This is a genomic window from Dyadobacter sp. (genome assembly GCF_051859145.1).
Taxonomy (GTDB): domain Bacteria; phylum Bacteroidota; class Bacteroidia; order Cytophagales; family Spirosomataceae; genus Dyadobacter.
On record NZ_JBHYGF010000051.1, the window covers coordinates 1 to 13,153 of the forward strand.

A 13,153-nucleotide genomic window follows, 5' to 3' on the forward strand; every position below is an offset into this window, starting at 1 on the left:
TGATCTTGCTTTTCAAATCTTCCAGATCCTCCTCGCTGATCCCGAACTCCACCAGGTTATCTGCGATATCCTCGCAACCGGCGATGTTATTATCGTCAAGCCAGTCGAGGATTTCGTCTTCCTTTTCCGACCTTTTCATCATACTAAGTACGGGCCGGTTTGTATTCCCGAGAATGGAGGTCATTTTGTTATTGATCACGTCCACTTCCTCGGGAGACAAATGAATGGAGATCAGCTTTTTGAAATCGCCAGGCTGCATCAGCAAATGTTTTTTCAATGAGACCGAGCCGCGCACAATAGCCGCAGCCGGGTTGTTCAGTTCATGCGCCAGTCCTGCCGACAATTTCCCCAAAGCCATCATTTTTTCATTCTGCTGTTCGAGCTCTGTAAACTCCCTCACGCGGGAAGTCATCACCACCACCAGTGCCTGGGTCAGCTCATAATTATTGACAATCAGCTCGTGCAGCAGCTCTTTCGGGAAGGTCATCACCTGGGTTACTTCCAGGCATTGTGCAAATGCAACTCCTACTTTGCCGCGGGAAAATGGCAGAATACCCGTCACAGTACCCGGGAGCAATTCTGCAATTGTATGTTTGGAGTTATTTTGAATGCGGTAAAGCTCTACCCGGCCCGAAAAGAGAATGTGCGTACCATTGAGCGGCTCCTCCGGTTTGCCAAGATATTCACCCTCCTGCAACTCGTAGTGGTTGCTCTTATCGATCATCCATTGCAGCTGATCCTCAGGAACATCTGCGAAGACAGGGATAGCCTTCAAGTCCTGAACACTGATATTTTTCATAAAAGGAACACGTTGTCTTGGTTATCAGCCCTAATTACGATATTAATCAGGATTTGACAGAAAAATATCAGGTTGAACCTGCTGAAAAGGCCGGTAAAATCAATCTCACCTGCCTCAGGCTGCTCCCGGCGTCACAATGCGGTTATAGATCTTATATTCCGGAATTCCCTGTATGACCTCAACAATACTCAGCTCCACCCAATCCCGGTTAGTCTGATGCACAAATGCGCCATTGCAACCTGGAAAAAGCTTTTGCAGCAGGTTAAGTGATTCTTCTTCAAGATTGATCTCCTCGTGCCCCAGCTCACTCACATGATAATAACCCCTGCACAAACCAATAGAAGTTTCAAATTCGATCTTCACCAAACTACCGGAAAGCTCGGGTTGTAATGATTCCAAAACAATTTCTTCTCTCAAATCCTCAGCAGTCCCCAAGGTATCTTCCTGTTCTCCAAGAATGTCTATCACGCTCATAATTCAGTTTTTATAAGTACACCTTGAAGCAACTAAGCTCAAAAATTATTCCTGCAATGTGTGAGACGAAGGTATGATTATTGAAATAGCGTGCGGTGTTGAACGTGAGAAAGATGCAGTACGAAACTAACATTCACATTGGTACGTCCGGTTGGAGCTACAAGCACTGGGCCAACATCTTTTATCCCCCGGAAGTTAGATCGGGAGATTATCTTTCATTTTACGCTACCCATTTCCGTGTTTCCGAGCTTAATAGCAGCTTTTACAGACTCCCGCTAAAAAGCACGGTGAAGAAGTGGATCGATACCGTTCCGGAAGGTTTTCTGTTTTGTCCAAAAATGAGCAGGTATCTCAGCCACCTAAAAAAGCTGCATGATCCCGAGGAACCTTTGCAGCATTTTTTCCAGATTTTTGAACCCTTCAAAGCAAACCTCGGACCAATCCTGATCCAGCTTCCTGCTGCCGTCAGGTTTGATGAAGAGGTAGTTACCCATTTGTACGAGCTACTGTCGCAGGAATACAGCGACTATCGCTTCGCGATCGAAGTGCGGCACGAATCCTGGTTTTCGGAGGAAAGTATACGTTTGATGCGGCGGCACAAGATTACCCTTGTAATCGCGCAGTCTGACAGGTACCCTTACTATGAAGAGCTGACAGCCCGGGATATTTTCATCCGTTTTCACGGTCCGCGCCAGCTATACAGCTCCTCCTACCCTGAGCAGATGCTCCGTGACTATGCAGAGAAGCTGGTAGAATGGAAAAACAAGGGGCACAATATTTGGGCATTTTTCAACAATGATGTCAATGGTCACGCGCTTAGAAATGCCGCAATGCTTCAAAGCTGCGTGAATGAGCTTTCCTGAATGCTTTAATCTAAAAACCTGAATAATCATGAGCTTATCCAAGTACAATGAGAAAAGGAAGTTTGACGAAACGCCCGAGCCAAAAGGTGGCAAGGCAAAGTCTGACGAACTCATTTTTGTGATCCAGAAACACGACGCTTCCCGCCTGCATTACGATTTCCGACTGGAAATGGACGGGGTACTGAAAAGCTGGGCGGTACCAAAAGGACCTTCCACCGATCCGTCGGTAAAGCGGCTTGCGATGATGGTTGAGGACCACCCTTACGATTACAAGGATTTTGAAGGTATCATCCCCGAAGGTAATTACGGCGCAGGTACCGTGATGGTGTGGGACTTCGGCACGTATGAACCTCTTGAAAAAGCCGAATCCAAAAAAGAGATGGAGAAAATGCTCCTGAAAGAATTGAAGTCGGGCTCTTTGAAAATCAGGTTAAAAGGTAAGAAGCTGAATGGGGAATTTGCATTGGTAAAAACCCACATGGAAGAAAATTCGTGGCTGCTGATCAAGCACCGCGACAAATTTGCCAGTGAAGAAGATATTACTAAAAAAGACCGCTCGGTGATTTCACGAAAAACACTGAAAGGAATAGAAGAAAATCCGGATCACGAAGTGTACGGTGAGCAGGAGGAAGATAAGACGAAAAAAACCGGAAAGCCGGCCAAAAGCACAGCCGGTGCCAACGAGGTTCTTGAAGAGCAGGCAGAGGGACCATCCAAAACTCAGGCTAAAAAAAAAACAGCAGACATCTTAAAGAAAGCGCCGAAAGCCCCGTTTCCTGAAACACTGATTCCGATGCTGGCGACACTCGTGGACGAGCCTTTTGATGATCCGGGCTGGGAATATGAGGTTAAATGGGACGGATACCGCGCGGTGGCTTACCTTAACAAAGGAGAAGTTGAGATCAAATCGAGAAACAAGAAATCCTTTAATGAGAAGTTCTACCCCGTTTACGACGCGCTCAAATCGTGGAAGCTGAATGCGGTACTTGACGGGGAAATCGTAGTGATCAAGGATAACGGACAATCGGATTTCAATGCGCTGCAAAACTGGCGCAGCGAAGCGGACGGGCAATTGGTATACTACGTTTTTGATATACTCTGGCTCGATGGCAAGGATCTTACCGGATTGCCGCTTTCGGAAAGAAAGGCCATTTTACAAAATCTTATAGACGACGATAGTCCCGCAAAGCTGGGTTACAGCATTGCAGCGGAGGGAGCTGCATTCTTCGAGGCAGCCAAAGGAATGGGATTGGAAGGTATTATTGCCAAAAGATCGGACAGCACCTACATGCCGGGAGTAAGAACCAAAGACTGGCTTAAAATAAAGATCAACAAGCGACAGGAGGTGATCGTAGCAGGGTATACGCAGAATGTGGGTACATCCAAACCTTTCAGCTCACTGCTGCTTGGAGCTTACGAGAATGGCGTTTTGCAATATGTAGGCAAAGTAGGTACCGGCTTCAAAGACAAGCAACAGCGCGAAATGCTGGCAATGTTCAAGCCCCTGATCACCAAGGAAAGTCCTTTTGAACATACACCTGACTACAACAAACCATCACGTTTCCGACCAAACCCGCCGAAAGCGAATGCTACCTGGCTTAAACCCGAGCTGGTTTGTGAGGTAAGCTTCGCCGAGATCACTTCTGACGGTGTGTTCAGGCATCCTTCTTTCGAGGGAATGCGGGAAGATAAAGCCGCCAAAGATGTGGTAAGAGAAGTGCAGCAACCTACTGAAGTCGTGGTTGCAAAAAAGGAGAAACCTGCACAGAAAAAACAAGACGAGCCTGAGGTGATCAAAGTGCCTGCAAAAGCGGGACGAAAATCACTTTTGAACCCGAAAGATGAAACGCAGGTCAGAAAAGTCAATGGGCAAGAGATTAAGTTTTCTAATCTTGGAAAGGTTTTCTGGCCGGAGGAAAAGTACACGAAACGCGACCTGATCAACTACTACTATCAGATTGCACCATTCATTCTCCCGTATCTTGAAAACCGCCCACTCTCGCTGAACCGTTTTCCAAATGGAATTAACGGAAAGAGTTTTTACCAGAAAGATGTGACCGGCAAAGTGCCCGACTGGGTAGAGACTTTTCCCTATGAAACAGAAGGTGAGAAGAAGAATTTTATGCTCTGTAATAATGAGGCCGCATTGCTTTATACGGTCAACCTGGGGTGCATTGATGTAAATCCCTGGAACAGTACCACTGCGGCGCCGGATAACCCCGACTGGTGCCTGCTCGATCTGGATCCCGATACTACCAATACTTTTGAGCAGGTTATCCTGACAGCGCAGACCATCAAACAGCTGCTTGATTCCATTCAGGTGGAGAGCTATTGCAAGACTTCCGGCTCAACCGGACTGCACATTTACATTCCGCTAGCCGCAAAATACACCTACGATCAATGCCAGATGTTTGCACAATGGGTAGCGAGCCAGGTTCAGCAGGAGCTGCCTGACTTTACGAGCATTGAAAGAATGACCAAAAACCGGAAGGGAAAACTGTACATTGATTACCTGCAAAACAGGCCGAAAGCTACATTGGCGGCACCCTATTCAGTGAGGCCGAAACCTGGTGCGACAGTGTCCATGCCGCTGCATTGGGATGAAGTAAAAGAAGGACTGCAACTGCGGGATTTCACGATTAAGAATGCAGTAGAAAGAGCACGTAGCGAAGGCGACTTATTTAAACCAGTTTTGGGAAAGGGAATAGATCTGGAAGCCGTAATCTCAAAAATAGAAGCGGCGGGCTAGCTTAGTTGTAAGGGCTGTTCCATAAATTTTATTGGGCCGGTACCGTTGGTTAACTGAATCTTGCCTGTTACTCAACAAACTTTGTGAAGAAGTCGCTTAACTATTTTGTTTGTGACAGCTTAATGAAGTGGGTAACACACACTATGATTTAAACCTATACACACACTTACTTTTACTCCTCCCTTCCTCCAATCCATCATTCCATTTACGCCTGATCCTTACCATTTTTTAAATACACCAAGTGATCAGGCGAGCGACTCAGCAGCTTGCAGGAAAATTACCCGCTCGTAGTACTCAGGGTCATATTTAACAAGCACTTGTCCACCCTGTCTGATCTTATCATATTTGGTATAGCACAGTACTTCCGTCATCTCTGCGACGAAATCTTCTCCTTGTTCGGGTTTGATTTTAACTTTCACCTGAAACTCTGGTTGATTATTCAGGTATTCACCGGTTGGTTTAATGTTCAGCACAGTTGCATTTGCCTCTACTCCCTCTTTCAATATCCGCCTCTTTCTCTCCTCTCTGATCCGCTTTCTGATCGATGAATAGCCCCAGTAAGCGATCATGCAAATCAGTATAATTGTTGCTCCGAATTCTCTGTTAGTGATTTCCACAGCTTCTTTTTTTAATAAGTTGGGTCAAATTAAAGGGTGAACTCACACGATTAAAACATTTCAGTTAGTGAACGGCTGATGTTGTTAGCAAATGGTCACAATGCGCTGGCAAAAACGTTTGCTCCCCACACCTTTGCCAGGTATTGAGGAGCAAATGCGGCATTTTGACCCTTTGAATTCCGATCACGAATTTTAGTTTTCAGACTCTTTCAGGCGTGTCTCCGGAGTTTTTGCCTGAGGTAGCAAATTATAGTCCAGCCAGTAGTGGCAGATGGTTTCGATCAGGAAGCGTAATTCTTCAAACTCGACCGGTTTGATCATAAAAGAACTCGCTCCCGCTTCATAGCACTTCTGGATATCTACGTCTGAGGAACTATGCGTCAGGATGATCACCGGGATTGTAGACCAGCGGGTTACATGATTATCCGGCGTTTTTCTCAGTAATCTCAGCAGATCATAGCCGTCGATATTGGGCATTTTTAAATCAAGGATGATCAGGCCAGGCCGTCTTCCTGCATATTCCGGAGACGATTGCAGTATCATAAACTGATAAAGCTCACTCGCACCCTGGAAAAATCTTACGTGGTAGTTTGGTAGAAATTCCTTGAAAATAGTGCGTACCAATAAGCGATGATCGGCTGAATCGTCAACTAGATAGACTTCTTTTTTCTCCATAAATCTGGTTCAGGTTTTACTGCTCTAATGAATTAGCGCCTTATATCGTGCAAATATCATTCCAGACACATACACGATTTAGCTACCGGTAGAACTGTGTACGAAGTCCCGGAATTTAACCCATTGGTACAGTGGGAATGCGGAAAAGCAGTTACATTTTGCAACAAAAAACCCGCACGCTTTTCAGGTGCGGGTTGCCTAGTCTAAGCCTGCTATAACCGGAAGCTCCGATCATTTTTAAACCTGGCGTACAATGCAATTCCGATAGCTGTAACTGCGGCTACCGCACTAATTGTGAAAAACACCTCAACAGGATTGGAACCTTCCCTGGGCAGGGAAACAACTCCCTGACTATCAGTAATAGCAGGCGACATCACGTATCTTCCTTTCTTCGGCACAGCAAGCTCCTGGAAATAGTAGGCAAGTTCCAGCAGCTCCTGTTGCATCTCCTTACCGCTCATTGGTTTTCCGTGCCCGGTTGCGACTACCTCCGGCATAAGGGATGCGAGCATTTCTACGGAACTTTCAGCTTCCAGCCAGTTACAGGTGAAATACTTGGGCGGTCCCGAAATGATTTTGCTTTGGGTCATCACCGAGAACGCTGACTCCGCAGCAGTGGTAACAAATGCATCTCAGGCAATGAGCACCTTGTCCTTTTCACGCCAGAAGCTAACGTGACCGGGGGAATGTCCCGGTGTATGCATGTATTTCCATTCCGGTAAGCCTGGGACATCGTGACCAATTCCCGGAAAGGCTTCCACTCTGTCGATCACATCCGCAGAATGTTTTGGGTAAAATTCCGAGAAGTAAGTCATCAGGCCACCGCCGGCAGAAGGATCTGGTGGCGGGTAGGCAGATTTGCCTTGCAAATAAGGAAGTTCAAGATAATGCGCGTAGACCGGCACATCCCATTCTTCGGCAAGTTTTTTCAGCGAGCCGGTATGATCGAAATGCCCGTGTGTCAGCAAGATAGCACTTGGCCGTGCATTCTCTCCGAACAGATCTCCAACCATTTTTCTGATCTTCCCATAACCTGTCTTCAATCCCGCGTCAATCAGAACCCAGGAATTGTCAGCGTCATTTCTGATCACATATACATTGGTAAAAATATCCGTCAATCCCCAGACCCCTTCCGCTACCTGGAAGTATGATTTGTCTTTTTGAATCTCATTTTGTTCCATATCAAGCAGAGTTAAGTCAAAAATTTGCCTTCCTACATTTAAAATCATGCCTGAATAGGATCAGCGGCTTCCAGTACCTTCACGCCCGCGCCAATTACAGAGGCCTTGAAGGAAACCTGCATTCGTTCGTGACGATCATATTGCAATGCAGCATCTGCGTCTTCTGCCCACTGCATATCGGCTGAGTCGAGCAGAATGGTCCATTGTGGCTTATCTTCGGGGAATGTCCAGGTAACTGTGTTATCGGATAAGTTGAATATACACCCAAGCTGCAACTGCTGATCGGCGCTCAAACGGATAAGCACAAACGCTTGCGGGCCCAGCAGGTGAACCCGTACATCATTTTTATTAAAGTTTCTTAGCGCCGGATGTGTTTGCCGGAGTTTTATCAAAGTGGAATGCCACTCCCGCATGACGCGGTACTTGCCCGTATTTCGTTTTTCCCACTGAATCTTCGATCTTTTAAAAGTATCTTCTTCCTGTGGATTTGGCGGCTGCTGGTCCCAGCCAAACTCAGCAAACTCACTCGCCCTACCTTCCACCACTTTCTCGATCAAATCCTCTTCGGTATGGCTTACGAAATAGAAAAATGGGGTGTCTTCTCCATACTCCTCACCCATAAATAACATGGGTACATAAGGTGAAAGCATAATGGCTGCAGCTGCCAGTTTTTGTCGCTCAAAATCCACCAGTACACTAAGCCGCTCCCCTCCTACGCGATTTCCGACCTGATCGTGGTTGAGATTGAACACGACGAAACTGTCACCGGGAAGTCCTACCGAAGAAGCGCCGTGCCTGCGTTTGCGGAATTTCACGTACTCGCCGCTATGCACAAAACCGTCTGTGAATGCTTTGGCTACCTGCTCTACTTTCCCGAAGTCCACGTAACGGTCTGCTCCTGCCGGATCCAGCATGACGTAAAATGCGTGGTGAAAATCATCAAGCCACTGCGCATTGAACCCGTATCCGCCATACTCGGTGCTTTTCACGACTTTCGGACTATTCAGATCACTTTCAGCGATCATGTGGAAAGTACGCCCATTGCTCTGCCTGGCCTGTTTCAACTTTTGCTCCACCAGCTCCCAGAAATGTACTGCGCCTTTGTCGTAAATGGTATGTATTGCATCCAGGCGAAGTCCGTCGAGGTGATATTCTTCATACCAGAATGGAACCAGGTCAGAGAAGTATGTCCGCACACCGTCAGACCACTCCCCGTCCATATTGATCGCCTTTCCCCAGGGCGTCACATAGCATTCTGTAAAATAGGGACCGAATTCGTGCAGATAGTTGCCTTCCGGGCCGAGGTGATTGAAAACGACATCGAGGATTACGGCGATTCCATTCTCGTGCGCTGCATTGACAAAGTGCTTCAATCCATCGGGACCACCGTAGCCGCTGTGAACTGAGTAAGGGTAAGTGCCATCGTAACCCCAGTTACGATTTCCGGGAAACTCCGACACGGGCATTAACTCAATTGAATTGATACCGCTGGCTGCAAGTTCCGGGAGCTTTTCAGCAGCGGCCAAAAATGTCCCCTCGGCGGTAAATGTCCCGATATGTAGCTCGTAGATAATCAGCTCGTCAAATGCATGGCCTTTCCAGGACTGGTCACTCCATTGAAAATTCTGATGATCCACAACCGCTGACGAACCATGAACACCTTCCGGCTGGAACTGGGAGGCAGGATCGGGAAACGCGGTATCGCCTTCCGGTATAAACTTATATTTCGTTCCGCCGGGAATCCTATCCAGATGCAATTCATAATACCCCTCACCAACTGGCTGCATTTCAAGAAATTCTTCATCTGAGCCAAAAAGTTGCAGGCGCATCCGCTTTCTTTCCGGCGCCCACACTCTGAAATGAACTCCGGTTTCTGTGTACCAAGCGCCGGCTTTTTCCATAAAAAAGGTGATTTTTTCAATAGACTTCGTAATAAGGTAAGTCCGGTTTGCTTAAAAATTATGCCATTAAAATTGAAGCAGCTATGTGTAACCCTAATGCACATACTTATGCAAAAGCATTGCCAAATCGAGGCAGGCGCGATTTTTGAGTGCTCGCGAGAAATCAAATTTATTGATAAACACCACTACTTATGACCACAGAGCAAACAAGGACCGAAACACTTAATCAAACCAAATACCTGTGGTGGCAGCACGGGGTTATTTATCAAATCTATCCGCGCTCCTTTCAGGACTCTAACGGCGACGGTGTAGGTGACTTAAAAGGAGTTACAAGCCGGCTGGATTACCTGCAATGGCTGGGCGTCGACTGTATTTGGCTTTCACCCATATATCCCTCACCCATGGCCGACTTCGGCTATGACATTTCCGACTACCGTGGCATTCATCCGCTTTTCGGTACAATGGAAGATTTCGATGAACTGCTGCACGAAACCCACAACCGCGGCATGAAACTGCTGCTTGACCTGGTTCCAAACCATACTTCTGACCAACATCCCTGGTTCCTGGAAAGCCGCTCTTCGAAAGACAACCCGAAGCGAGACTGGTATATCTGGCACGATGGAGGCGAAAATGGTGCGCTGCCGAATAATTGGCTGAGTGTTTTCGGAGGTCACGCATGGGAATGGGACGAACAAACCCAGCAATACTATTACCACGCATTTCTGAAAGAACAGCCCGATTTGAACTGGCGGAACCCGGAGGTACAGCAAGCTATGCTGGACGTAATGCGGTTCTGGCTGGACAAAGGAATTGATGGTTTCCGTGTGGACGTCATGTGGCACATGATCAAGGATGAACAGCTGCGCGACAATCCGCCTTCGCCAGATTCGATCTACAATGCCGACGATCTGATCTATGATCATTATAACCCGGTATACTCAACTGATCAGCCGGAGGTACACGATATTGTAAGGATGATGCGCGATCTCACCGACCAGTATGATGACCGCGTTCTGATCGGGGAAATATACCTGCCGATCCAGAAACTGGTTACGTACTACGGTCTGGACAATAAAGGCGCACATTTACCTTTTAACTTCCAGCTTCTCACACTACCGTGGGATTCAGCCAGGATCGCCGCCGCTATTGACGAGTACGAAGGTGCATTACCTGTTCAGGGCTGGCCCAACTGGGTTTTGAGTAATCACGACAAGCCACGGATTTCGAGCCGCATTGGCCGGTCGCAAGCCAAGATCGCTGCATTAATGCTGCTGACCTTACGGGGTACTCCAACTATTTATTATGGGGATGAAATTGGCATGCGGGATGTTGCAATCCCTATTAACGAGATCGTAGACCCGCAGGGACTGAACATGCCAGACCTGAATGTAAGCCGCGATCCATCCCGTACCCCAATGCAATGGAGCAGCGAGATCAACAGCGGTTTTTCACAAAACAAACCCTGGCTCCGGCTGCCCTATAACTCAGGTAGGGTGAATGTGGAAACCCAGAAAAGCAATCCTTACTCTATGCTGGCCTTTTACCGGAAGCTGATCGCGCTTCGGAAAGAATCCGCGGCATTGAATATTGGTGCTTACAGCCCGGTTTATTCTGACCAGCAGTTGATTTCCTACACACGGGAGTTCGGGGACGAAAAATTCCTTATCATACTCAACCTCAGCCACCGGCCCTGCTACTTCAAACCACGAAATAACGCCAGCTACAAAGGTACCATCGTACTTGGAACCGAGACCGAGCGCGTGGGAATGCAGGTGGAAGACATCATTACCCTCGCCGGTGACGAAGGTCTGCTGATCAGGCTCTATTGATTTTCACTTATATCTTTTTAAATATGCCTTCACAAATAGTTATTGAATGTGGCAAAGCACTGGCAGCTCAGAAGCTGTCAGTGGCTTTCGCCGAAAGTGCCACCGCCGGGAGATTAGCCGCAGAGTTCTCCCTATGCGCCGAGTCTGGTACCATCCTGAAAGGTGGGCTTGTATGTTACGATGCACTTCTAAAACAAACCATCCTGCATGTTCCTTCGGATATGATCCAAAAGTTCACACCCGAAAGTGCGGAAGTGACGCAGGAACTGGCAAACCGGCTGCAATCATTTATCCCTGCTGACGTTCACATCGGCGTCACCGGACTTACTTGTCCCGGCGGCAGCGAATCACCTGAAAAACCGGTTGGTACCATGTTTGTTCATGCTTATTTCAAAGACAAGTCCGTTGCGGCGCGGGAAGTTTTTAAAGGAAGTCCCGAAGAGATCATGCTGCAATGCATTGATATGGTAGCGCGATTGATTTTGCAGGAAATCCCACGTACACAAGCCGGAGAGTAAGCAGCCTAAATGCATTAACATGAAAATCGGCGACAAATTATTAAAGCAACTGAACAAGAAATATGCGCCTGAAACGATGGTCAACCAAAAGTTCGGCCGGTACGATCTCGCATTTAAGACTGACGATGAAGGAAATCCTGTGATGCTGTTTATCGGAAATCTTGACGAACAAGGCCGCATTAAGGGCGATAGGTTTTCAAGAGCCATGGTGAAAGATCAGGCTGGTAAGCTGATCAAGGATCATTGGGACAATAAGGGAAAAGCTTGAACAAGAACTAAATTTGATTAGCATCCTAAACGCAAGAAAGCCGGCATTTAGCCGGCTTTTCTCATCCTTATTTGTTGATGAAGTATAATGTCAATGAAGCACATTCTCGGCGTCCCGCAATCTTTTAACTGTGTCGTGGCCGCTTTTCAAAGTTGCTTTTTGTCTTGTAACGATAGCGTGTAATTCTGGTGTAAGTGTATCTGATTTCAATGCTGCCTCGTAGGCTTTCTGTGCAGCGTCTTCTCCAAACTCTGAATTTTCAAGAGCGGTTTGTCTGTCTTTACTGCTGAATACTGCCTTAACATCCATCCAGGCGCGGTATATCTTTCCTGAAAGCATCGTACCGGTTGCGGGTTCTCCGCCTAGTGAATTCACCTCGGTCGTAAGCTCAGCAACATGCTGTCTGCTATGCTCTGCCAGATTGCTGAATAAAGTTTTCAGATCTGCATCAGAAGCATTTGTTTCATCTGATGCTTTTCTATATCCTTCAATGCGATCGTTGTTGATCAGAATCAAGTCGTTGAGTACCTCTACAATTTCTGAATTTTGTGCCATGACAATTTTCATATTTGGTTCTGCTTGGAGGAACCGAAACAATCATTCCATTGCCATAAAGCAGCTTACAAGGATATTTCAGCGCGTCTTTGTGGAGCTTTTTGCGCCGTATATATGCAAAAGGTGTTACCAATATGAACAGGCAGCTACTGGGCACTCAGCTTACGGCGTACTTTACTCAGAAATTCCGGTGAAAAGCCCAGGTAAGAGGCGATATAGTGCTGGGCAACACGTTGGGGAATGGTGGGGTAACGGTTCAGAAAATCCAGGTACTTTTCTACCGCGCTGGTGGATATGGTCCGAAAAAGCCGCTCCTGCGTTTGCGCCAGGTTGCGCTGTACCATTAATCTGAACATGCGCTCAAAACCAGGCACGCTGGCAAGCAGCTTCTCCTTGTTCTCTGGGGTCAAAAGCAGCACCTCGCAATCTTCCAGCGTTTCTATATACATGTGGCTCGGTGTTTGGTTCTGAAAGCTGGTAATATCACTTACCCACCAGTCTTCAATCGCAAACTGCAGTGTTACTTCCGCGCCTGTACTGTCAATATAATAAGTCCGGATGCAGCCTTTGAGGATGAATGCTTCAAACTGGCAAACCTCACCTTCCAGCAATAAAAAGGTTTTCTTCGGGAATTTTTTATGTTGAAGAAGTGAGTCAAACAGTTCGAGGTCTGCGGGCGAAAACTGCATGCACCGCAATGCATATTGATTGATTTGTTCAAACA

General features: G+C 47.1%; 14 protein-coding genes. 5 read left to right on the forward strand and 9 right to left on the reverse strand.

Annotated features, from left to right (window positions below):
- Both ACTIE6_RS04225 and ACTIE6_RS04230 read right to left on the reverse strand, forming a co-directional pair.
- Positions 1-799, reverse strand: a 799-nt coding sequence (locus ACTIE6_RS04225) for a Crp/Fnr family transcriptional regulator (RefSeq protein ID WP_439555440.1), incomplete at its 3' end; no start/stop codon positions are given.
- Between the two features lie 114 nt (positions 800-913).
- A complete protein-coding gene (locus ACTIE6_RS04230) occupies positions 914-1,273 on the reverse strand; it encodes a hypothetical protein (protein WP_439555441.1) in 360 nt (119 codons plus the stop codon).
- Between the two features lie 113 nt (positions 1,274-1,386).
- Between ACTIE6_RS04230 and ACTIE6_RS04235 the strand changes: the two genes are divergently transcribed.
- Both ACTIE6_RS04235 and ligD read left to right on the forward strand, forming a co-directional pair.
- A complete protein-coding gene (locus tag ACTIE6_RS04235; protein WP_439555442.1) occupies positions 1,387-2,136 on the forward strand; it encodes a DUF72 domain-containing protein in 750 nt (249 codons plus the stop codon).
- Positions 2,137-2,164: 28 nt separating this feature from the next.
- Positions 2,165-4,885 carry a DNA ligase D gene (gene ligD / locus ACTIE6_RS04240; protein WP_439555443.1) on the forward strand — a complete coding sequence of 907 codons (2,721 nt, stop codon included), beginning with the start codon at positions 2,165-2,167 and terminating at the stop codon, positions 4,883-4,885.
- 245 nt (positions 4,886-5,130) lie between these two features.
- Here ligD and ACTIE6_RS04245 read toward each other — a convergent pair whose 3' ends face one another.
- From ACTIE6_RS04245 to treZ, 5 genes are all read right to left on the reverse strand, one after another.
- Positions 5,131-5,502, reverse strand: coding sequence for a hypothetical protein (locus ACTIE6_RS04245; RefSeq protein WP_439555444.1), 372 nt, complete (start codon positions 5,500-5,502; stop codon positions 5,131-5,133).
- 192 nt (positions 5,503-5,694) lie between these two features.
- The gene (locus tag ACTIE6_RS04250; protein ID WP_439555445.1) at positions 5,695-6,177 is read right to left on the reverse strand and encodes a response regulator; all 483 of its coding nucleotides are present in this window, start codon (positions 6,175-6,177) and stop codon (positions 5,695-5,697) included.
- A 212-nt stretch (positions 6,178-6,389) separates the two neighbouring features.
- Positions 6,390-6,767, reverse strand: a complete 378-nt coding sequence (locus ACTIE6_RS04255; protein WP_439555446.1) for a hypothetical protein — start codon at positions 6,765-6,767, stop codon at positions 6,390-6,392.
- 42 nt (positions 6,768-6,809) lie between these two features.
- Entirely contained in the window at positions 6,810-7,358 is a 549-nt protein-coding gene (locus tag ACTIE6_RS04260) for an MBL fold metallo-hydrolase (RefSeq protein ID WP_439555447.1), read from the reverse strand.
- A gap of 44 nt (positions 7,359-7,402) precedes the next feature.
- Positions 7,403-9,259 (reverse strand): malto-oligosyltrehalose trehalohydrolase, encoded by a 1,857-nt coding sequence (gene treZ / locus ACTIE6_RS04265; RefSeq protein ID WP_439555448.1) that lies wholly within the window; start codon positions 9,257-9,259, stop codon positions 7,403-7,405.
- A 191-nt stretch (positions 9,260-9,450) separates the two neighbouring features.
- Between treZ and ACTIE6_RS04270 the strand changes: the two genes are divergently transcribed.
- From ACTIE6_RS04270 to ACTIE6_RS04280, 3 genes are read left to right on the forward strand one after another with little or no spacing between them, the layout of a single operon-like run.
- The gene (locus ACTIE6_RS04270) at positions 9,451-11,088 is read left to right on the forward strand and encodes an alpha-amylase family glycosyl hydrolase (protein WP_439555449.1); all 1,638 of its coding nucleotides are present in this window, start codon (positions 9,451-9,453) and stop codon (positions 11,086-11,088) included.
- A 23-nt stretch (positions 11,089-11,111) separates the two neighbouring features.
- Entirely contained in the window at positions 11,112-11,606 is a 495-nt protein-coding gene (locus ACTIE6_RS04275) for a CinA family protein (RefSeq protein ID WP_439555450.1), read from the forward strand.
- Positions 11,607-11,625: 19 nt separating this feature from the next.
- Entirely contained in the window at positions 11,626-11,874 is a 249-nt protein-coding gene (locus ACTIE6_RS04280; RefSeq protein ID WP_439555451.1) for a hypothetical protein, read from the forward strand.
- A 90-nt stretch (positions 11,875-11,964) separates the two neighbouring features.
- Here ACTIE6_RS04280 and ACTIE6_RS04285 read toward each other — a convergent pair whose 3' ends face one another.
- Together ACTIE6_RS04285 and ACTIE6_RS04290 are read right to left on the reverse strand one after the other, a co-directional pair.
- The gene (locus tag ACTIE6_RS04285; RefSeq protein ID WP_439555452.1) at positions 11,965-12,429 is read right to left on the reverse strand and encodes a ferritin-like domain-containing protein; all 465 of its coding nucleotides are present in this window, start codon (positions 12,427-12,429) and stop codon (positions 11,965-11,967) included.
- A gap of 146 nt (positions 12,430-12,575) precedes the next feature.
- The coding region (locus tag ACTIE6_RS04290) for a Crp/Fnr family transcriptional regulator (protein ID WP_439555453.1) at positions 12,576-13,153 on the reverse strand (578 nt) is incomplete at its 5' end.